The organism is Nitrospira sp. Vd2, assembly GCF_979581665.1.
Genome location: NZ_CEFZSK010000039.1, coordinates 154,529 through 176,734, shown reverse-complemented (window position 1 = coordinate 176,734; position 22,206 = coordinate 154,529). Strand labels below are relative to the sequence as shown.

Genomic DNA, 22,206 nt, shown 5'->3' with positions numbered 1-22,206 from the left:
GCAGGGCCGCACTGTATCCGGTGCATCCGTGCATCCGCTCACGACCTGTCGATATTGAGACAGAGAGCCACATCCAAGCGTCGCCGCTCACAATTCCGGATCGTGTATGCGCGGGTGATGAACATTTCTTGGGTTAGGAGGTAAGCCGACGTCCGTCATCAGCGTGTGACTGGATGTGGAACAGCCTTTGCCTGTTTGGTGGAGTAGAACAGAAAAGAAGTGATGGCATCCGAATGAGCTTCGAGGGTGCAACGGTTTCAGGAGCGACCTGCGGGCCTCGGCATGAATGACTGAATGAAAGGAACGGCATGCCCGATAATCGCAGGAGTCGAGCCGTCACGGAGGGAATTCCGCGGTCTCCCAACCGCGCCTTATTGAGGGCCGTCGGCTTCGGCGACGGCGACTTCGACAAGCCGATCGTGGGCGTGGCCAATAGCCACAGCACGATCACCCCCTGCAACGCAGGGTTGGGAGTGTTGGCGACCCGTGCGGAGCAGGCCCTCAGGGCGGCGGGGGCCATGCCGCAAGTCTTCGGCGTCATCACGATCTCCGACGGCATCGCCATGGGCACGGAAGGCATGAAGTACTCGCTGGTCTCCCGGGAGGTGATTGCCGATTCCATTGAAACCGTCTGCAACGGCCAGAGCATGGACGGCGTGCTCGCCCTTGGCGGCTGCGATAAAAACATGCCGGGCGCCATGATCGCCATCGCCCGGCTCAACATCCCCGCTATCTTCGTCTACGGCGGCACCATCAAGCCCGGCCACTACAAAGGCTGCGATCTCACCATCGTGAGCGCCTTTGAAGCGGTCGGTCAGTACAGCGCGCAGACAATAGACGAACAGGAGCTGCTGGAAATCGAGCGCCGCGCCTGCCCGGGCGTGGGCTCCTGTGGCGGCATGTATACCGCGAACACGATGGCGTCGATTGTTGAGGCCATGGGCATGAGCCTGCCGTACTCCTCGACCATGGCGGCGGCGGATGGGGAAAAGGCCGACAGCGCGGCGCAGTCAGCCGAGATGCTGGTGCAGGCCATCCGCAGACGAATACTTCCGCGTGATATTCTCACCCGCCAGGCGTTCGAAAATGCCATCGCGGTCTTGATGGCGCTGGGCGGTTCCACGAACGCCGTTCTGCACCTGCCCGCCATCGCGCACGCCGTGCAGGTGCCGCTGACACTCGATGATTTCGAGGCCTTCAGCCAGCGCGTACCGGTGCTGTGCGATCTGAAACCGTCCGGGCGCTACGTGGCGACGGATTTGCACCGCGCGGGCGGCATTCCACAGGTTATGAAAATGCTGCTTGCCCATGGCCTGCTGCACGGTGACGCGCTGACCGTGACTGGTCGCACCATCACCGAGACACTGAAGGACGTGCCGGATGAGCCGCGCGCCGATCAGGATGTCATCCGGCCCTGGGCCAGGCCGCTGTACCAGCACGGCCATCTCGCCATCCTCAAAGGCAATCTTGCCGTAGAAGGGGCGCTGGCCAAGACCAGCGGGGTGAAGATACCCAAGATCACCGGCCCCGCGCGGGTGTTTGAATCGGAAGAGGCCTGCATGGAGGCCATTCTCGCGCGCAAGATCGAGGCGGGCGATGTGGTGGTGATCCGTTATGAAGGCCCCAGGGGCGGTCCCGGCATGCGCGAAATGCTCTCGCCTACTGCAGCCCTCGTGGGCCAGGGCCTGGGGGACTCCGTCGGTCTGATCACCGACGGACGTTTCTCCGGCGGCACTTACGGCATGGTGGTCGGCCACGTCGCGCCGGAAGCCGCGGTGGGCGGGACCATCGCGCTGGTTAAGGAGGGCGACTCGGTGACGATGGACGCGGAACAGCGCCTATTGCAGCTCAATGTGTCTGGCGAAGAACTCGCCCGCCGCCGTGCCGTTTGGCGACCGCCCGCGCCGCGTTACACGCGCGGTGTCCTGGCGAAGTACGCCAAGCAGGTGTCGAGCGCCAGCACAGGAGCGGTGACGGACTGACGGATTCACCTGATGGAAAGGAATGGGGCGCCGACAGACGGGAAGGAGTTCCGCCTCTTCGTCACAGGAACCGACACCGGCGTGGGCAAGAGCGAAGCGGCTTGCGCGGTCCTCTCCCTGCTGGCCGCCGTTGAGCTGCGGCCGGCGGCGATGAAACCCTATGAGAGCGGCTGTGTCAACCGGCATCGGCCCCCTGATGCCATAGCCTTAAAAGTCGCGGCCCGGTGCGACGACCCCATAGATCGCATCTGCCTGTTTCGATATCGGGCGCCGCTGGCACCGGGCGTAGCGGCGGCGCGGCGCAAGGAAACGCCGTCGTTCGCCCGTGTTGTCGCGCTGGCCCGCTCCTTTGGCAGGCGCCCACTGGTCCTTGAAGGGGCGGGCGGGCTCTTCGTCCCCGTCGACACGCGGCGCGATATGATCGATCTGATCGAGGCCTTGAACGTTCCGGTTCTCCTGGTAGCGCGCGCCGGGCTGGGGACCTTGAACCATACCGGCCTGTCGCTGGAGGCGCTGGCGCGGCGGGGCACCACGGTCCGGGCGGTTCTCTTGACAAAGAAAGAGTATGGACGCGAGCGACCCGTCCGAGCGGGACAACGCGGAGTGGCTCCGGCGACGGCATGGGGTGCCGGTTCTGGGGCCGGTTCCGTACGTGCCGGATCCTGTCCGCCAGCAGGCCGCCTATCGACGGGCTCTTCGTCCACTGCTGATCGCCTCCGTATTGGGGTGGCGCACGGCTTCACGATCTGTCTCTTGCTCGGAGACCGATGGCTGAGTCCCCATTCAGAGGGCGCCTCGCGGTGCTGGCCACGATGCACCGCAAGGAGCAAGGGATTGCCCCGGTCCTGGAGGAGCTTCTTGGGCTTCGGGTTGAGGTGTGCCTCAAGATCGACACCGACCGCTTCGGGACCTTTACGCGGGACGTGCCTCGTCCCGGGACGCAACTCGAGACTGCACGCCTGAAGGCCCGCGCAGCGCTGGAGACTGTACCCGAGGCCGCCTTCGGGGTCGCGAGCGAAGGTAGTTTCGGGCCGCGTCCCTGGTTGCCGTTCGTCGCTGGCGGGCGAGAGCTCATCGTGCTGGTGGATCGGGATGCGGGGATCGAACTCGTCGGAGCGGACCTGACCGCCGACACCAACTGCGGGTCCCGTCTGGTGAGCAGCGTGGCGGACGCGCTGGCGTTCGCCGAGAGCGTCGGATTCCCCTCGCACGCCGTGGTCGCGATGGGCGTGTCCGACGGCCGACCGGATCCCGCCCAGGGGCTGTACAAGGGCTTGACGACTTCCGAGTCGCTCGAGAGCGCGGTCCGCGAGCTGCTCGGTCGCGGCGGCGCGGCGCACGTCGAGAGCGATATGCGCGCGCACGTCAATCCCACACGGATGCAGGCCATCGAGCGGGCCGCCCGGGATCTGGCGCGCCTGGCCTTGAGCGGCTGCCCGCGCTGCGGACGGCCAGGCTTCGAGGTCGTGGAGCGCCGCGGGGGACTGCCGTGCGCCGCATGCGGCCTGCCCACGCGCCGAATCCGGCTGGAGATTGTGGGCTGTGTGGGCTGCGGCTGGCGGGAAGAACGGGTCCCGGTCGGCGCACAGACTCCGGCGTCGCCGGGGGAATGCCACTCCTGTAATCCCTGACCATGACACCCGCACGATTACGCGCGCTCCTCGAACAGGTTCAGGCAGGCGAGCACGACGTGGAGGACGCGCTCCGCGAGCTCACCGATCTCCCGTTCGCCGATCTCGGCTATGCCAGGGTCGACCACCATCGCGCGTTGCGACAGGGGACGCCTGAGGTGATCTTCGGATTGGGGAAGACGCCTGAGCAGATCGTGGGGATCGCGCGGGAACTGGCGCGGACCGGCCAGAATGTGCTGATCACGAGGCTCGATCAGGAGAAGGCAGGCGTAGTGACGCAGACATTGCCCTTGTTGAACTACAACGAGCTTGCGCGCACAGCGACCTGGGAACAGGCGCCGATTGCACCGCTCGGCAAGCTCCCTATCGCGCTCGTCTGCGCAGGCACGGCCGATCTGCCGGTGGCGGAAGAGTGCGCCGAGACGCTGCGCATGCTGGGCATTCGTGTCGAACGTCTCTACGACGTGGGGGTCGCAGGTATCCACCGGCTTCTCAGCCGCCGCGAGCTCTTTGACAAGACTGCCCTGGCGATTGTGGTGGCGGGCATGGAAGGGGCGCTGCCCAGTGCGGTGGGCGGGCTGGTCTCAATCCCGGTGATCGCGGTTCCAACGTCGGTCGGATATGGGGCCGCATTCGGCGGGGTGACGGCACTGGCCTGTATGCTGACGAGCTGCGCCTCCGGGATCACGGTCTGCAACATCGACAACGGTTTCGGCGCTGCGTTTGCCGCGGCGCGCATTCTCAGGACGGCCTCGCGGTTCTGAGGCCACGCCGCCGTCGCGAGCGGCTTGACGGTGTTCAGCGGCCTGGGGCCTCGTGCGCTAACGGTGGTCGAGTCCTCCGTCCCACCTGCCTTCGCGTTCCCTTGCTCCGACAGGATTTCGGACCACGCTGCACCACCTCGTGTCGTGCGGGTCTGCACGGAGGCCCGTGTAGGCCGTGTGCTTATACACGGGGTTTTGTGGCGTGCACGTGGGAGTCTTCTATCTGGATTGGCGGTGGAGTTATCAGCAATTTGATGAAGACTTACGCGGAGTCCTGTGGCTATTGCATGGAGGCGCCGGAGTGACTGCGGTCAGGACCTGCATTTGCATAGTGGTGTTGTGTACAACCGCACAAGAGGGGGTCCGGATGAAAAGAATGTCAGCGTTCAGTGCCCTAATTCCAGCGGTGATCTTTGTAGGAGTTGCCGGTGCGTGCGATGCTTCCGCCGCAACGCCTGAGCCGACACCGGCGGCCGCGGAATACGTCATCCTCTTTGTGCTGGAAGGGGTTGATCAGCAGGCGCTCAAGGTGGGACCCATGCCGGTGCTGAGTCGTCTTGTGAAGGAAGGGGCTGTGACCTGGTCCGCCCAGACGATTAGGCCTCCGCTTCGGCTGCCCGCCATGGCCTCCCTGCTCACTGGGCTGCCGGTCGACAAGCACGGCATCACGTGGGAGGCCTTCGAATTTAGCAGGGGATACCCCAGACCTCCGACTGTCTTCGACTATCTCGATCTCAGCGGCGGGCGTGACAGCGCCATTTTCTTCATGGATGAATCATTGTATCAGCTGGCGAAACCGGAACCCTATACAGACTACCAGATGTGCGGGCCGCTGAGGCCGGAATGCAGCCCCGATCGGATCGTGTCGTATATCACGCAGTATTTCAATAAAGCCGTGAGCGGCCACGGCTACGGCCATGCAATCCTGTCGTTGCCCCATTTTCTGGTGGTCCACTTGCCGGAAGGAGGCCGCGCCGGAAGCGCCCATGGGTGGGCTTCAACGGAATATCGTCAGGCGCTCCGGTCGGTGGATGCGGCCATGAGGTCGGTGCTGGAGATCTTCAAAACGCACGGCCTGCTTCCGCGGACGACGATCTTCATCACGTCATTGAGCGGTCCTGCTAAAGCGGAGATGACTTCGCTCGACGCGCAGGCGTCGGCCGTCTCACCACGGGTTCCATGGATCGCCGCCGGCGCAGGAGTCAAGGGCGGCCACCTCATTCGTCAGCCGGTCTCGATCATCGACACAGGGGCGACAGTCATGCGGACTTTGGGGCTGACGACTCACACCGAATGGGACAGCCGTGCGGTCGAAGAAATTTTCCATGATCGGGCCGTCATCCCCGCCGGGCCGAGAAAGGAACAGTAGTGTCGTATGACTGCTTCAGCAAATAGATTGTTCTATGCTGGCGAAGGCATCGTGATGAGCGTGAGCGGCGCGCTACTGGCCTTGGCCGTTTCGACGGGAGCCGTTGCTGCAGCGGAGGCATCGCCAGCAGCCAAACCGGCGTATACCATTACCATTGATCCAACGGCATTGGTCTCGCAAAGCTGGTGGCAGGTACCCGGTGTGACCCCTTCGATCTGGGCTTCCGATCCCGAGACGTCCGATGCCTACCGAACCTCCGAGGCGCGCCAACTTCACTTGCAGCCGGGCACGTACAAGTTTGTGAGTTTTACGTTCGATTTCCCGTTTAGCCTGACGCCCGAAGGAACCATCGAATTCTCCCACGCCCTCGATCAATGTGTCGAAGGGCGAGGGACCCGGACCTTGATCATCAAGTGCAAGCGGACCTATCCCCATGGAGGCAAGCCTGATTATTGATCGTTCGGTCTGGCGAGGAGTGGAGCGAGAGAAGGGAACGGAGGCGCGTGAAGCGAAGGGACGCGTGGCACGAAGCAGCCGGGACGATTTCGCAATCGCTCCTCGCCTTATCGTGAAAACGGGAGCATGAACATGATGTGGCAACATTTAGCAGTCCTCTTCCTGTTCCTTGTGGGAGCCGCGCTTCCACCGGCGGTGGACGCGAAGCAAGGCACGGTGAAAAGAAGCGAGGATGGTGGTCGGTTCGTCTTGCGGTATGCCGAAGCCCTGTCCAACTCTCAGAAGGAAGCCTGGGCGGCGGTTGACCTTGGCTGTCTCAGCCGGCAGCGTGCCGAGACCGGCGCTGGCGACCACGCGCGGCCTAGGCAGCCTGTCCAGCAGTGCTGGGATGAGACGCTGAAGGCTCATCTGGAGATGGTGGCACAGGAGGCGGAGGCGGGGGTGTTCGACGCAGTCGGACGGGGCGTGGGATTCGGGCTACTGCATGATCGGCACCGGGCGACGGAGACATGGAAGGAATATCCCCCGGCGGTGTTTGTGTCCCCCGCCATCGTTCGCCGTCAGCATGGCCCGGCTCCTCAATTGAAGGTGATCCGGGTGAGTCCTCCTCAAGCGGTGGCTCTCACCGGCGTGAACGGCCAAGATCCGGTCAGCCTTACGGGCCAGGCCGTCGATGTGAAAGTGGTCTACGGAGATCCGCTGACGGCTCCGCTCGCCCTGAGGCCGGAAGAAGTCTGGTGGGTGAGCGGCACGCAACGCCGATTCGGCCCGGTCCGTGAAGTCGTCGCCCGGTTCATCGTGGTCTCCGGCCTCCGCAAATTCGGATATCCGGCGGATCGGGCGGTGATGAACGAAGCCTTGCCCGGCACCCCGCTGATCGCGACCACGCATTATGGGTTGCGGCCCGAGGCCGGGCGCGTCTTCGAACGCACGTCGTCGGAGTCGTCGCAAGGCTTGCTGAAGGGAGAGCTGGTGATCGGCTCCGCGCGCTGGTGGGAACGGGGAGAGAGCGATGCGCAGTTCCGCGACGCGCTCAACCGGGCGGCTCATCTCCCGAGCGCCGAGCGCGAGGGCTTGCTGTCGAGTCTCTTGCTCCTCGATCCGGCCGACCCGAAGGCCAATGCCTTGCGCGGCGATGATGCCTATCTGGCTTTTCTCAAGCAAGGCGTGGCGAAGGGCGGCTTGGCCGCGCGCGACGAAGCGACGCTCTTGAGATTGGCCGAACTGTACTGGACCCTGCAAGCTCAGACGTGGAGGCAGGAGCTCACGGCTGTGGCCGAAGGATACGAGCCGGCGGCGGACACGCTCTATAAGGCCCTGGCTGCCTATGAAGCCGTGTCGTCGCAGGGCCGCGCGAGCGCGTAGCAACGCCGGCGCCTCGGCGCCCTCAACAGATGGAACAACGATCCGATGCTGGCCCTGTCCAACCACGAGCGGTTGCTGGCCGAGACGCCGCCCGACTCGCCGCTGCGCGGCCAGGTGCTGACCGAATTGGCGTGGGACCGGATTCAATGGGTGTCGTGGGAGCGCCGCTACGATCATCCGTGGCTGCAGCAGGCGCGCGACGAGGCGGTCCAGGCCAGCAAGCTCCTTGCCACCCCGCAAGACAGACTCTACAGCGACTATGCCGTGGTAGCCGTGGAATCCCTGACGGTCCCGCGGGACCTGACGGCGCTCCAACAGCGACTGCAAGAGGTCAAACGGGACCTCGATCAAGTTCCCGGCGCGAAGGGGATCTGGGGTCATCTGGTGGCCAACGACCTAGTGAAGGCGTTGACGCCGGAGTCGCAGACTGTGGTGTTGCCGAGTCCCCCGCGCTCCCTCGAAGTTCTCGATGTCGCGGTTCATGCGAATCCTCCACGCCAAGAGATCGTCTGGCAGTGGAATTTCGATCAGGATACGCCGCAGGCCCTTCCCGCTGGATTCGTTGCGATGAGCACCCAGGGGGCGGAACCGCCAGATTGGCAGGTGCTCGCCGATGCCAAGGCGCCGGCAGCGGGGCAGCTGGTTGTCCAAAACCGGCCTTGTGCCGCAGCCAGCTGCGCGCATCTGCTGGTGGCGGATCGGGTCCGCACCACCTATCCGGACGTCGCGGTGCAGATACAAGACGTGTCCCCGGACGGTCAGGGCGAAGCCGGCATCGCGCTGGCCGTTCTCGACAGCGGGACATTTTATGCCGTGACACTCAAGCCCGCCGCCGGTCTCGTCACGACCCGGAGAGTGAGCAACGGGCAGACCACGGTACTGGGGCAAGTATCGGTCAAACTGGCGGCCCGTCCCTGGCATACGCTTCGTGTGCAACGCATCAATTTTCTCCATGTGGACAAGGGACGGCTGGGCGTCTTCATCGACGGCGCGCAAGTGGCGGCGGTCGAGGATGCCGTTCTGCCTTCGGAGGGGCGCATCGGGCTGATTACGATCGGCCAGACGGCCGCCAAGTTTGACGGCCTGCACGTGCTGGATCTGGTGTCCAATCGGACGTTCTCCGGACCAGCGGCCTATTGACCAGGTCGTGCTCTCGGGGAGGTGTCATGCAGCATCTGCGAACATTGGAAGATCAGAGCGTCTACATTCTGCGCGAGGCCTATCATCATTTCGACGATCTTGCCATGCTCTGGTCGATGGGGAAGGATTCGACCGTTCTCCTGTGGCTCGCGCGCAAGGCTTTCTTTGGCCATGTGCCGTTCCCGTTAGTCTACATCGATACGGGTTACGAAATGCCCGAGTTGATCGAGTATCGGGACCGGCTCTGCCGGGAATGGCGGCTCACTCTCGTCGTCGGCCAGAACAAAGACGCGCTCGCCGCCGGGATGGGGCCCGAACAGGGGCGCGTGACCTGTTGCACGGCCATGAAGATTGAGGCACTCAAGCACACCATCACCAAGCATGGCTGGACCGCGGTCATTCTCGGCATACGTGCGGATGAAGAGGGCACACGGGCGAAGGAACGGTACTTCTCGCTGCGTGATAAACACGGTGAGTGGGATTTCCGCGATCAGCCGCCCGAACTCTGGGACCAGTACAAAACGACGTTTCCTGCCGGCTCGCATGTCCGTGTCCACCCGCTGCTCGATTGGACCGAACTGAATATCTGGGAGTACCTCGAGCTCGAACAGATCCCCTTGCCGGAGCTGTACTTCGACCGAGGCAACGGCACCCGCTATCGCAGTCTGGGTTGCGTGCCCTGCACCGGCACGGTTCCGTCCTGTGCCACCACCATCCCGCAGATCATTACGGAATTGCGGACGACCACGACCGCCGAGCGATCCGGGCGCGCGCAAGATGAAGGGCGCGGCATGGAGACCCTGCGCAAACTCGGTCATATGTAACGGCCCGCGTTTCCCGTAGTTCCCTCTACCGATCGTTCTTCTCCGCCGACGTGAAGTCCGGCGACTCGTCTTTGCACTCCATGCGTTCTTCTCGCTATGTGCGAGCACGCACGAACGTGTGTCCCCGCACCAACTTCCCGTTGGGCAAGATTCTCCCCAGGCAGCCACTGCGCATGGAGTTTGAGGTGTTTCTCCTTCTGCGTCCGTGAGTTTGACGTATCCGGCGCGGAGCGATGAGGTGCGGCCCTCTTCTTGCTCGGTGAAGTAACCACAGGGGGAGTAACACCACATGAGAGAAACAACCGGCATGGCGACGACCTATACCGAAACGCAGCGGATGGAACTGCGGTCCCACGTGAACCTGGCCGGCGAGGTCATCCCCCGGCTCTGGCCGATGCGGACCTTCATCTCTCGCAATCCTCTGCAGGGACTCGAGGAGATGAGCTTCGACGCGGCGGTGAAGCGGGGCGAGCAACTCTTTGGTGCCACGGGATATCTCGCTGACGAGGTATTCCGTGATGCGTTCCGGATGGGCCGGATCCGCATCCGGCATGTGGATACCGTGTTGCAGGCGCTGGGGTCCGACAAAGACATCCTGTTCGGCGATCGCCGGGTATCCCAGTTGGACGTGCTCCGTGCGGCGATGGTGCAGGGGCTCGCGCTCGCGCATCCGGACGGCACAGTCCCGACCCGCACAGTCGTGCGGGAGGAGGATCGAGTCATTGTCGAGCGCATCGCGCAATGGCTCGCGCAGATTCTGCCTTCCGGCGCATGGAGCAAGACGGCACATCCCCTGCCATGCGAACCGGAGCCCTTGCCTTATCAAGAAACGCTGGCGACTTGGTGCGATCGCACGCTTGGGACCGACCTCACCGACCGGATCAACCGTCAGATGATCACATGGTGCGCCGCCTTCTGCGATGAAGGAGAGGCGGCGTGGGCGATGCCGAATCGGGAAGACACCTTCTTTCGGGCCTGGAAAGCGGCGGCGCAGCATGACCTCAGTCTTCGTTGGTTAGGGATCGAAGGGGCGTCGCGCAAGATTCAGGACTTGTCCGACCGTCCCGAAGAAGCGCTGCTCGAATCGCTTGACAGGCTCACCGTGCCGAAGCCGGCCTGGCAGGACTATCTCTCCCTTCATCTGGCGGCGTTGCCGGGGTGGGCGGGCTTCATCAAATGGCGCGCAGAACAGACTGCCTATCCCTGGCAGGAGGCCTATCGGATCGATCTGGTGAAATATCTCGCAGTCCGTCTGTTCTATGAACGCGAACTGGTCGCCACGGCGTGCCGGGACGCATTGAACTGCGCGGGGACGGTCGAGGCCGTTCAGGAGTATGCCGGGCGGTTTCCCCATGCGGTCTGGTTCAGTCGGAGCCTTCTGAAGGGAGACCTGACGAAGAAGGCGAGGGCAGAGGCGGCACGGTTGCGGCGTTGGTGGAGAGCCGCCGACGCCCAGGCGTGGGAGGAGCTCGGCCGGCGCTGGCATCAAGAGCGGCAACAGGTTCGCCTGCAGGAATTTCTCACGGACTGGGCTCAAGTCCTCGTGCGGCTGGCGAAGGTCTTGGAGATCCGTCCGGACCTGGTCCCTTCGACGGCGCCCGGCGATCTGACGACGCTGTTGAATTGGCTCCGTGCGTTTCCCGAACGACAGCGTAGCCAGAAGTGGCTGGAGGCCTATGAACTGGGACACCAGCAGGAGGTCTTGGGGAAGCTCGACTCGCTCGCCGCGCGACACGTGCTCCCTGCGGAACCGCGTCGGCACGCTGTGCGTCCGCCGGCGCAGTTCGTCTTCTGCATCGACGTGCGGTCCGAGGTGTTCCGGCGGCATCTCGAACAACGCGGCGGCCATGAGACCTTCGGGTTTGCCGGATTCTTCGGATTGCCCGTGTCGTATCGGTCGCTGGATGAGCCGTATGACTGCGAGCTTTGCCCCGTCCTCTTGAAGCCGAAACATCTGATCCGGGAAGTGCCGAGAACCTATCAGGCCGCGCGCGTCCAGCGGCACAAGACGCGCGCGCACCTCGTCAAGGCCGGGCATGACCTGCTCCAGGACCTCAAGCACAATGTGATCACGCCCTATGTCATGGTCGAGGCCATCGGCTGGTTTTTCGCGCTGCCCTTCCTGGGAAAGACGCTGTGCGCGCGCTGGTACCATCGCCTGGCGGCGTGGTTGCAGCAGGGTCTGATTCCTCCGGTGGCCACCACGCTGACGGTCGATAAGCTTGAGGCCAAAGAAGCCGAAGACATGGTCGCGGCCGAACAGCGGCTGCAGATCGCGCGTTGGCTGCGGGGACGCGGTCAGGTGGCGGACGGCAGGATGACGGCCGATGTGCTGGAACGCATCCGGCTGGAGGCGCTAGGGCTAGTGCAAGAGCGGCCGGCGGAGGCGGGAGCGCTTGGCCGCCTGTTCGCCCTCACGACGACACAGGAAGAGGCGTTGATCGAAGAACTTCGCCGGGATTGCCGCCTGACGCCCCGGGGGACCCGGGCCCGCCTCGATCGCATCACGCAAACGGGCTTGACGCTCAACGAACAGGCCTACTATGTGGAAACGTCGTTGCGGCTGATGGGCCTGACCGGATCGTTTGCCCGCCTCGTGGTGCTCTGCGGCCACGGCAGCACCTCGCAAAACAACCCCTACGAATCGGCCTTGGACTGCGGCGCCTGCGGGGGCAGTCATGGATTGCCGAACGCGCGGGCGTTCGCCATGCTTGCCAATCGGCCCCAGGTGCGTGAGGTGCTGACGCGGCGGGGACTCGCGATCCCTCCGGATACCTATTTTCTCCCGGCCCTGCACGACACGACCACGGACCGGGTCCGGATCGCGGATCTGGAGGATGTGCCCTCGACTCACCGCAAGGAGTTGGCGCACATTCTGGACGACCTACAGGAGGCCGGCGTGGCGGCGACGGCCGAACGCTGGGCGGCCTTGTCCGGATCAGTGTCACCAGCCGATCCTCGGAGATCCGTACGGGATGTCGAGCAGCGCAGCCTCGATTGGGCGCAAGTGCGTCCGGAATGGGGGCTGGCGAGAAACAGCCTGTTCATCATCGGAAGCCGCCGGCTCAGCCAAGGCGCCGATCTGGGCGGACGCTCGTTCTTACACTCGTACGATCACGCCTTGGACGAAGACGGCAAGCTGCTCGAATTCATCATGACGGCGCCCCTGATCGTCGCACAGTGGATCAACATGGAATACTACTTTTCGACCACCGATCCCGACGTGTATGGGAGCGGCAGCAAGGTCTATCACAACGTGACCGGCCGCATCGGGGTTATGACGGGCAACCAGAGCGATCTCCGCATGGGGCTGCCGGTTCAGACGGTCATGAATGGCAGGTCTCCCTATCACGAGCCGATGCGCCTCACGGCCCTGATCGAAGCCCCGCGCGATCGGATCCTGGCCATTATTCGGCGCCAACCGCTCCTGGAGCGACTCTTCAACAATCAGTGGCTTCTGCTGATCGCCTGTGATCCAGCTGAGCGGCAATTCTATCGCTACGAGAGCCCGGGAAGCTGGCGGGCCGTCGCCGAAATCGGCGGCATGGCGGGGGCAGTGGCGCCGCCTCAGGGCTGACCCTGACTTGAGCATCGGTACGCGACCCGCCGCGTGCGGGAAGGAAGCGTCATGCCGGACACACCACCGAACAAGTTTCCGCCTTACTGGGCCGTCCCCTTTTCGTCTTATGCGGATGTGACGGATTTCCTGCGGGAGCTCGAGACCACCTGCATTCTCCGCGGCCGGCCGTCGGACGGAACCGTGAGTTTCGAAGCCGTCTCGCGATGCCTGCATCGACTCAAGCGTCCGGACCGGGAATACCGGTCGATTCATGTCACCGGCACCAACGGGAAGACCACCGTCAGCCGGATGATCGCGGCGCTCATTCAGGCTGGCGGCATGAAGGTGGGCCTCTATACCAGTCCCCATCTGCGGCACTTTCGGGAACGCATTGCGATCAACGGATCCCCGATCAGCGAACAGGAGCTCGTCGACGCCTGCAACAACGTCAAGGCGTACCTGGATTGGGAGGGGGTTGAGCTCAGCCCGTTCGAGTTCCTGACGACCGCGGCCTTCTTCGCCTTTCGGGCGGCCAAGGTCGACTATGCCGTGATCGAGGTGGGGATCGGCGGGCGGCAGGACGCGACCAATGTCATCGCGCCGGAGGTCTCGGTCATCACGAACGTCGATTACGATCACATGGATCTCCTCGGCGACACGTTGGAGCAGATCGCCGCCGAGAAAGCCGGGATCATCAAGCCGTTCACCCCGATTGTGTGCGGCACGATGCCCGAGGGGCCGCGCGCCGTCGTCCTGTCCCGCGCCGCCGAACTGAACGCGCCGGTCTTGCTGATCGGGGAGGACTACGAGGCGCTGGATTTCGCTCGCACCGGCTACAGGGGAACCTGCTCGCTCCGGATCGGTTCGACGTTGTGGCGCAAGGTGCCGCTCAATTCACCGGCTCCCCTTGTGGCGAGCAACGCCGCCCATGCGCTGGCCGCCTACGACGTGTTGCGGCGCCGGGGCTCGGTGCCGGGACTCAGTGAGGACGAGCTCCGCACGGTGTTCGAGCGGGTCGAGCTTGCCGCCTGCTGTGAAGTGGTGCCGGGCGCTCCGACCGTCGTGGTGGATAGCGCGCACAATGCTCCGGCGGCGGCCCGTCTGGCAACGATCGTCCGAACCACCTTCGAAGGGCGGCGCACGGTGTTGCTCGTGTCCCTTACCCGTGACAAGGAATTCGACAAGATGGTTTGCCATCTCGCCGATGCGGGGGCCAACCGGGCGATCTTTACCCGGTACCCGACCGAGGGGGCTGTTGCGCCTCAGATCCTGGCTGACATCTGGCGATCCCGAACTCCTGCGGCGGCGGAGATTGTGGACGATCCCGAGGCGGCGTTTCATCGCGCGGTCCAAGCGGCCGGTTCTCACGGAGTCGTCGTCGTCACCGGCTCGACTCAGCTCGGCGGCTATTGCCGGCCGCTGGCCAGCGAGGCCGCTGCGGGAACTTCGGCAAAGCACTCAGCGCGCTCTTAGCGATATGGCGAGCGCCGGTGCACGGCCAGTCGTGTAGTCCGTGTGTCGGCACACGAGGCGGGTGTCCTCTCTACAAGCACGCCGCCCATCCGCCGTGATCGAGCTCAAACGAATCGGCCGCGATTTCCGGCTGGTTCCGTCGGTCGGGCCTTTGTCGCTCAGCTCCGTCTATCTGGAATCTGACTTGCATCGTGGCGCTGGGTGAACAGGGGAGCGGATGGTCCGATCGCCCTTGCTGCTTAAGGGAGGTTCAGGATGGCAAAACATGTGGTCACGATGATTCCGGGGGAAGGTACCGGCCCGGAGATCTGCGAAGCGGTACGGATGGTGATCGACGCGAGCGGCGTCGACATCGCATGGGAGTACGAGGACATCGGCCTCGATTGTCTGGAGAAGTACAACACGCTGCTGCCGGACAAGACGATCCAGTCGATTGCGAAGAACAAGGTGGCGCTGAAGGGCCCGACGACCACTCCGATCGGAACGGGGCATAAGAGCGCCAATGTGACTTTGCGCAAGGTGTTTGATCTCTATGCGAACGTGCGGCCGGTGCGTTTGATTCCCGCCCTGAAACGGCCCTGGGACAAGCTCGACATCATCAACTTCCGCGAGAACACGGAGGACTCCTACGCCGCCATCGAACACATGGTGTCCGATGAAGTCGCGCAATGTTTGAAAGTCATCACCTGGCCCGGCTCCTATCGCATCGCCGATTTCGCGTTGACGTGGGCGCGGGAGAACGGACGCAAGAAAGTCTTTTGCGTTCACAAAGCCAACATCATGAAGATGACCGACGGCCTGTTCCTGGAAGCCTTCCGGGCGGCCGCGAAGAAATATCCCGACATCGAGACCGGCGACATCATTGTCGATAACTGCGCGATGCAGCTGGTGCGCAATCCCGGCCAGTTCGATTGTTTGGTCCTGCCCAACCTGTACGGCGACATCTTGACCGATCTCTGCGCCGGCCTCATGGGTGGTCTCGGGTTCGCGCCGGGCGCCAACGTCGGCGACAACTGCGCCATCTTCGAGGCGGTGCACGGCTCCGCGCCGAAATATGCCGGGATGAAGAAGGTGAACCCGTCGGCCGTGCTCATTTCCGGCGTGATGATGCTGCGCTGGTTGAATGAGAAGGAGGCAGCAGATCGAATCGAGAAAGCGATGTACCAGGTGCTCGACGAAGGAAAGACGGTCACCTATGACGTTGGCGGCACCGCCAAGACCGACGAATATGCGCGGGCGATCATCGACAAAATGCATGCGGCGAAGAAGTAAGGGAGGAAACGATGCCGACGTTTACCCAAGAAGCGATTGCAACCAAGAAAAAGAAAGACGTCAAGCTCGTGGGCGTGGACATGTACATCATCACTGAGCGGGGCATCCCGAAGTTTACCGACGGGGAATTCGGCCCCTTTAAGTGCGAGTTCATTTCGAACCGCGGCACCAAGGTCTGGCCGGGATTCGTGAGTCCGGATCTGCTGATGGTGAACTGGTATCGCTGCCGGTTCATGGCGACGCGCGACGTGCAGGACACGGACGTCAATGCGTTTCTGGACTCGCTGACCAAGAAAGGTTGGTGGTGGTCCGCCGCGCAGAAGCTGTGGAACTACGACGGCGAGGCGGGATTCAGCAAAGCCTACTGAGGCTGTCCGTGAGCGGGGTTGCCGGTGGGAATCGGCAACCCCTACTGTGGGTGCATCCCGACGTACCATCCCTTCCGGGAAAGGAGCAGGGACATGACGGATAACACCCATGGGGAAACCCACAGGGGTGTCCTTCCCGCGCTCGCCCGGGCCTTCCGTTTCATGACGCCGCTGTTGTGTTGGCGGAGGTGGGACGGTGGTCGAGAGATGATCCCTGGCTGCGAAGGGAATCAATCGGGAGTGCTTCGTGTGAGGCGGCCGGTGAGCGCGCTTGAGCCGTGGACCGGACTCGATCGCACCGGCGCCGAGTGGACGCTCTCTCATTTCCTCCAAAGCCTGACTCTTGTCGATGTCCCCGGTCTCGTCCGACACAACATCCTGGGCGAAGCCAGCACGCTCCGCCCATCCGTCGAGACGAAATCCCCCCGCGTCGACTTGGAAGACGGTCGACGATCTGCTGACGGCGTTAGGCATCGCGCACGATCGTCGTACGGGCTATCTTGCCTGTCACTACACCCACTATGAGGGATTGCTGGCGAGGCGGCAGGATTGTCCATTCACCTTATCGAGAGTGGTCCGAGCGATGGCTCATCCAGGAACAAGAGATGATGCGAAGATTCGTTCCTCTGTGTTTCGGCGTGACTCCAAGGCTGGACTGCATCCGTCACGCGGCGGCCTCGTGGCTCGGAAAGGACGGGACGAAGACACTGCGGGCCCGGTGAATCCCTCACGTTCGGCTGCGAAGGGAGGGAAAGGGTGAAACCATCTGCGGAGCGGCGCCGGACGCCTGAGCGGGCAGCCAACCACGCGGCCGAGTTATTGGCCAAGTATTCCTCCGCCGTTCGGGAACGGATCGCCAAGACGGCGTACGAACTCTACGAGCAACGAGGCCGGCGGGACGGACAGGATATCGATGATTGGCTCGCGGCCGAAGCGATCGTCATGAGGGAGATCCATGACCGTGGCGAGTGAACAGGTGCGGACGGCTCCGGTGCAACCCTTCCGGTCGCTGGCGGACGTGCAGGCCTTGTTGGACAGCCGGGTCAATTACGAAACCGACCGGCGAACATCGCCGGGCCGTTTGTTCACTCTCGACCGGATCGAACGCTGCATGGAGGCGTTGGGGCGGTCGGACCGGGCGTATCGAACGGTCCATGTGACAGGGACGAAAGGCAAGGGCAGCACGAGCCGTCTGCTCGCGGCGCTGCTGCGGCGCGCCGGGCTGCGTGTCGGCCTCTACACCAGCCCGCACGTCGAGCACCTGCGGGAACGAATCGCGGTCGATGGATCGCCGATCAGCGAGGCCGACCTGGTCTCGGCCTTCAACGTCCTGGCTCATCTGGACAATCGGCTGTTCCGCGAGCTCACCGTGTTCGAGCTGCTCACGGCGGCCGCCTTCTGGGCCTTCCGGGAAGCTCGCGTGGATGTAGCGGTGATCGAAGTCGGGATCGGAGGCCGGCTCGACGCGACGAATGTGATCAGTCCGGAGGTGTGCGTCATCACCACCATCGGCTATGACCACATGGAGATCCTCGGTGAGACCTTGGAGGAGATCGCCTTCGAAAAAGCCGGCATCATCAAGCCCGGCGTGCCGCTGGTCTGTGGCGTCACAGAAGAGGGGCCGAGGCGGGTTATTGCGGAACGGGCGGCTGAGATGCGGGTGCCCGTGCGGCGCTATCAGCAGGATTACGAGGTCACCGCGTTCCTGCGCACCGGGTATCGCGGGGTCTGTTCTGTGCGGGTGGGACAAGCGGTCTGGCGGCACCTGGTGCTGTCCACGCCCGCCCGGTTTATGGCCAGCAATGCAGCCCATGCGCTGGCCGCATTCGAGGCATTGGTGGAGTGTGACCTGGTGCATCGCCTGGATGAAGCGCAGGTGCGGGACGCGTTCGGCGCCACGCCTTGTCCCGCCTGCTGCGAAGTATTCCCGGGCCGGCCCACCGTGGTCGTGGACGGCGCGCATAACGCGATGGCGGCCGCCGCCTTGTCCGACGTCGTCCGGACCGTCTTCGAGGGACGCGACCGTGTGCTCGTCATCGGTGTGCCCCGCGACAAGGATGTGGAGACGATCATCGACCGGTTGGCGGAGTGCGGCGCCGGCCGGGCCATCTTCACCCGCTATTCAGGCATGCGGGCGACGCCGCCGGATGAGTTGGCGCGGGTCTGGCTGGAACGAACCGGCACGGCCGGTCTCGTCGTGGAGCAGCCTCACGACGCCTTCCGCCGGGCCGTCGAACTCGCTCGCGGGCAAGGGGTGGTGGTGGTGACGGGGGCCATTCATCTTGCTGGGATGATCCGCCCTCTCGTGCGGAATCGAGAACAGCAGCCGGCGTGATCGGAGCCTCTCTCGAAAGAACTGAAAGCAGGAGCATCGTGAAGGGAACAATCCTACCAGCCGGGCATCCGGAGGCCATGCGCCTGGCAGCGGAGATTATCCGTGCCGGCGGGCTTGTCGCCTTCCCAACTGAAACAGTATATGGGCTCGGGTGTGACGCGCTGAATTCAGAGGCAGCGGCCAGGATTTTCGAGGCCAAGCGGCGTCCTTGGTTCGATCCGCTGATCGTGCACATTGCCGATCACCCGGCGGTGGATACCCTCGTGCCACACGTGTCCCTGAGCGATCACAAGCTCATGGACGCTTTCTGGCCCGGGCCGCTGACGCTCGTCTTGCCGAAGCGCCCAGTCGTCCCGGATCTCGTGACGGCCGGGTTGCCGACCGTGGCGGTCAGAATGCCGGCCCACCCGGTGGCGCAGGCCTTGATCCGGGAGGCGGGTACGCCAATCGCAGCGCCCAGCGCGAATCCCTTCGGGTATGTCAGCCCGACGACGGCTCAGCATGTGCTCGATGGGCTCGGCGATCACGCGGACCTGATTCTCGACGGAGGTCCTTGCCCGATTGGGGTCGAGTCCACCATTGTCTCGATGGTGGGGACGTGGCCGGAATTGCTCCGGCCCGGCAGTATTGCTCTGGCAGAGATTCGAGAGGTCATCGGTCCTGTTGTTCGACCAGCACCGACCGACTCAACCCCGCTCGCACCGGGGCAATCGGCCCGCCACTACGCGACGCGCACGCCGGTGACCATCTTAGCGGCTCGAGGGGCGCGACCGGTCGTGCAAGGCCAGGAGCGGGCAGGGTTGCTGGCGATGTCAGCGCCGGGCCACGTGGACGACCGGTTCTGCGCCATCGAAGTACTCTCGCCATCCGGTGATCTGCGGGAAGCCGCGCGCCAGCTGTTTGCGGCGCTCAGGCGGCTGGACGCGTTGGGTCTCGATCGACTGTATGCCGAGCCGTGCGAAGAGCGAGGCATTGGACTCGCGATCATGGATCGCCTGCGGCGTTGCGCGGTTCCCGTCCAGTGTCCCGTCGCGCCCTTGGTGCCTGAGGGAGCCTAACCCGCATTAGTCATGAGCGCTTCTGCTGCAATCGCCGATTCGCTGCTACGACAAGCCTTCGGCCGGCGGGCTCGCCCCTCGGCCCCTCAACGTACTGCACGAGTACGCCTTGGGTCCTCACGGCTCCGCGCGCCGGTCTCGCAACGCGCCTCGTCGATGTCGCGACGAACCGTCATGACTAATGCGGGCTAAGGAGAATACGTCATGGCAAGCAAATCCTGGAATCCTCGGCGTCGAGTGTTGGTGGTCGATCATGATCCTGATAGCCGGCTCTTTGTCTGTGACCTGTTGGCGTATCGACGGGTGGAAGCCCTGCAGGCCGCCTCTGGCTGGGAGGCCATGGAGATCTTGCGCCAGAGAGACGTGGACCTCGTGTTGCTCAACCTCGTGATGCCGACCATGGATGGGATAGAGACGCTGCGCGAGATCAGACAGCACGACCGAGCCCTTCCGGTGATCATGATGGGCGCGCTCAGCACTCCCGAACTGGAACGGCGGTTGATCAACGAGGGCGCACAAGCCTGGCTCGACAAGCCCGTGCGACAGGACGCGCTCTCGGTCGTCCTCCTGTCTCTGGCCGCTCCGTCAGGGTTTGCCGATAGCTGAGCGCCGCAGAAACAGGAAGCCGTGGTTCTGAGTCATTCTGAGTCATAAGGGGGAACACCATGAGTTGCCGTCTTCAAGCACATGATAAGAGACTTGGGCATCGAGTCGGACAGTCGCTGCGAAACATCTGGAGCATGGTGCCGGTGCTGGCCGGACTCAGCCTCGCGGGAGTCTCGTTAGGATTCGCGGCATCCCTTCCTCATGGGGCTCTCCTGCCGGACCAGGCCCCGCCGGGAGCCACCGTCTCGATCGGGGGAAAGGGGTTCGGACGGTTCACCTCCGTTCACGTCAACACCGTGGATCCTGGAATACAGGAGAGCGAAGTTGAGCTGGACTGATGCCTCCAGCAATGAGCATCTGAGCATAACCTCGAATCCCGGGACGCACGGCTGACCGCACCACCGTTTTCTTGTCTCACGATCGCAGTCGACCACGCTGTGGGGTTTTGCCTCTCAGTCCCCTCCCGCCTGTAGCCAAATTCCCCTTAGGGCGCGCCGTGCACGGCCGTACACTTTACGAGCTGTGCGGGAATCGTCGAGAGTTGCCGTGAAAACTCTCAAGGTACTGTTCTTGCTGATGGCCAGTCTTGCTGTTGACTGCAAGAACCGCAAAGCAGAGCCTCGGGAGGCCGGTGACTTTCAGGACTGAGATGATTCCTGGGGAAGAAGGCCGCAGGGGTGAACCGGACAGGGATGGAAGGCGAATGAAATGAGTGGCGTTCCACAGCGTTGACGGATTCTCGTTCTTGCAAGAGGAAGGAAGACACCTGAGCATGGCGAATCGAAGCGCTGCCCTGGCAGGCGAGAGACAAGGGAACCGGTGTCATGGCGATAGTCTGTGAGACCCCCAGCGTCCTCCCAACAGCTGACCTCCCACGACTGCTTGAGGCCCTGGCTGCGAAAGGGTATCGCATAGTCGGGCCCACCGTGCGCGACGGCGCGGTGGTATGGGACACGATCCGGCAAGTGTCGGATCTGCCGATCGGCTGGCGCGATGTCCAGGAACCGGGACGCTATCGGTTGGAGGACACCGGCTCACAGCAGATCTTCGGTGTCGTGCACGGGCCACAATCGCTCAAGCCCGTGACCTTCGCGCCGCGCGAGCCGCTGCTCCAGATCGAACGAACGAAGGACGGATTCTCTGCGCGCCCGATGCTTCCCCAACAGGAGAAGGTTGCCGTGCTGGGCGCCCGCGCCTGCGATCTGGCCGGGCTGGCCATCCAGGATCATATTTTTCTCAAGGACGCCTACCGAGACCCTTACTATGCGGCCCGCCGCCAGGGACTGTTTTTGATCGCGGTGAACTGCACGCGAGCGCTGGCGACCTGTTTTTGTTCGTCGATGGATACCGGTCCCCGCGCCATCAGCGGGTTCGATCTGGTGCTCACGGAACTTGGGGAGGGCTTTCTCGTCGAGGTCGGGAGCGACGTGGGTCGGGAAGTGCTGGCCGATGTGCCGCTGGCCGAGGCGACTCCGGCGCAGGCGGCTGAGGCGGACACGGCGATCGAGGCCTGCGCCAGGAGCCAGACGCGCCGCCTGAGCCGCGCAGGCCTTCCCCAGGCGCTCTATGACGCGCATGAACATCCGCGCTGGGACGACGTGGCGGCGCGCTGCCTGGCCTGCGGGAATTGCACGATGGTCTGCCCGACCTGTTTCTGTCACCAGGTCGAGGAGGTCCCGGACCTTACACAGCAACGCGCCGAGCACACGAGAGTATGGGATTCCTGTTTCACGCAGGAGCACGGCTCTATTCACGGCAAGAACATTCGTCCGACGATCAAGGATCGGTACCGCATGTGGCTCACGCATAAGCTGGGCTCCTGGATCGATCAGTTTGGCACGTCCGGCTGCGTCGGGTGCGGGCGCTGCATCACCTGGTGCCCAGTCGGAATTGACCTGACAGAGGAGTTGCCGGCGTTGTTGAAGCCGAGCGATCAGCAGTCAGGTTTCAGCCGACAGCAAACGGCTGATGGCTGATGGCCGTGGTCAGAGAAAGCTGGATTCG

Annotated in this window: 17 protein-coding genes and 1 pseudogene; all 18 read left to right on the top strand. The window is 63.7% G+C overall.

Going from position 1 to position 22,206, the window contains the following annotated elements; genetic code table 11:
• Positions 1-308 precede the first annotated feature (308 nt).
• The gene (gene ilvD / locus AC1U7K_RS16535) at positions 309-1,982 is read left to right on the top strand and encodes a dihydroxy-acid dehydratase (RefSeq protein WP_480252727.1); all 1,674 of its coding nucleotides are present in this window, start codon (positions 309-311) and stop codon (positions 1,980-1,982) included.
• Positions 1,983-1,994: 12 nt separating this feature from the next.
• A pseudogene (gene bioD, locus AC1U7K_RS16530) lies at positions 1,995-2,483 on the top strand (dethiobiotin synthase); the annotation flags it as partial.
• Positions 2,484-2,749: 266 nt separating this feature from the next.
• The gene (locus AC1U7K_RS16525) at positions 2,750-3,613 is read left to right on the top strand and encodes a DUF6671 family protein (protein ID WP_480252725.1); all 864 of its coding nucleotides are present in this window, start codon (positions 2,750-2,752) and stop codon (positions 3,611-3,613) included.
• Between the two features lie 2 nt (positions 3,614-3,615).
• Positions 3,616-4,377 (top strand): nickel pincer cofactor biosynthesis protein LarB, encoded by a 762-nt coding sequence (gene larB, locus AC1U7K_RS16520; RefSeq protein ID WP_480252723.1) that lies wholly within the window; start codon positions 3,616-3,618, stop codon positions 4,375-4,377.
• A gap of 367 nt (positions 4,378-4,744) precedes the next feature.
• The gene (locus tag AC1U7K_RS16515; protein ID WP_480252721.1) at positions 4,745-5,746 is read left to right on the top strand and encodes an alkaline phosphatase family protein; all 1,002 of its coding nucleotides are present in this window, start codon (positions 4,745-4,747) and stop codon (positions 5,744-5,746) included.
• 6 nt (positions 5,747-5,752) lie between these two features.
• Positions 5,753-6,202: a hypothetical protein gene (locus AC1U7K_RS16510; RefSeq protein ID WP_480252719.1), complete on the top strand. Its 450-nt coding sequence runs from the start codon at positions 5,753-5,755 to the stop codon at positions 6,200-6,202.
• 132 nt (positions 6,203-6,334) lie between these two features.
• On the top strand, positions 6,335-7,567 hold the full coding sequence (locus tag AC1U7K_RS16505) for a hypothetical protein (protein WP_480252718.1): 1,233 nt from the start codon (positions 6,335-6,337) through the stop codon (positions 7,565-7,567).
• A 45-nt stretch (positions 7,568-7,612) separates the two neighbouring features.
• Complete coding sequence (locus AC1U7K_RS16500; RefSeq protein WP_480252716.1) at positions 7,613-8,707, top strand: hypothetical protein; 1,095 nt, start codon at positions 7,613-7,615, stop codon at positions 8,705-8,707.
• A gap of 26 nt (positions 8,708-8,733) precedes the next feature.
• Positions 8,734-9,531 (top strand): sulfate adenylyltransferase subunit CysD, encoded by a 798-nt coding sequence (gene cysD / locus AC1U7K_RS16495; protein ID WP_480252714.1) that lies wholly within the window; start codon positions 8,734-8,736, stop codon positions 9,529-9,531.
• A gap of 289 nt (positions 9,532-9,820) precedes the next feature.
• Positions 9,821-13,108: a DUF2309 domain-containing protein gene (locus AC1U7K_RS16490; protein ID WP_480252712.1), complete on the top strand. Its 3,288-nt coding sequence runs from the start codon at positions 9,821-9,823 to the stop codon at positions 13,106-13,108.
• A 51-nt stretch (positions 13,109-13,159) separates the two neighbouring features.
• On the top strand, positions 13,160-14,563 hold the full coding sequence (locus AC1U7K_RS16485; RefSeq protein ID WP_480252710.1) for a bifunctional folylpolyglutamate synthase/dihydrofolate synthase: 1,404 nt from the start codon (positions 13,160-13,162) through the stop codon (positions 14,561-14,563).
• 255 nt (positions 14,564-14,818) lie between these two features.
• Positions 14,819-15,835 (top strand): isocitrate/isopropylmalate dehydrogenase family protein, encoded by a 1,017-nt coding sequence (locus AC1U7K_RS16480; RefSeq protein ID WP_480252708.1) that lies wholly within the window; start codon positions 14,819-14,821, stop codon positions 15,833-15,835.
• Positions 15,836-15,846: 11 nt separating this feature from the next.
• A complete protein-coding gene (locus AC1U7K_RS16475) occupies positions 15,847-16,203 on the top strand; it encodes an isocitrate dehydrogenase (protein ID WP_480252706.1) in 357 nt (118 codons plus the stop codon).
• 756 nt (positions 16,204-16,959) lie between these two features.
• Positions 16,960-17,175, top strand: coding sequence for a DUF2934 domain-containing protein (locus AC1U7K_RS16470; RefSeq protein WP_480252704.1), 216 nt, complete (start codon positions 16,960-16,962; stop codon positions 17,173-17,175).
• Positions 17,159-18,538, top strand: coding sequence for a bifunctional folylpolyglutamate synthase/dihydrofolate synthase (locus AC1U7K_RS16465; protein ID WP_480252702.1), 1,380 nt, complete (start codon positions 17,159-17,161; stop codon positions 18,536-18,538). Before AC1U7K_RS16470 ends, AC1U7K_RS16465 begins: the two co-directional genes overlap by 17 nt.
• 38 nt (positions 18,539-18,576) lie before the next feature.
• A complete protein-coding gene (locus tag AC1U7K_RS16460; protein ID WP_480252700.1) occupies positions 18,577-19,596 on the top strand; it encodes an L-threonylcarbamoyladenylate synthase in 1,020 nt (339 codons plus the stop codon).
• A gap of 204 nt (positions 19,597-19,800) precedes the next feature.
• On the top strand, positions 19,801-20,202 hold the full coding sequence (locus AC1U7K_RS16455) for a response regulator (RefSeq protein WP_480252698.1): 402 nt from the start codon (positions 19,801-19,803) through the stop codon (positions 20,200-20,202).
• An 824-nt stretch (positions 20,203-21,026) separates the two neighbouring features.
• Positions 21,027-22,178: a 4Fe-4S dicluster domain-containing protein gene (locus tag AC1U7K_RS16450; protein WP_480252696.1), complete on the top strand. Its 1,152-nt coding sequence runs from the start codon at positions 21,027-21,029 to the stop codon at positions 22,176-22,178.
• The last annotated feature ends 28 nt before the right edge of the window (positions 22,179-22,206 follow it).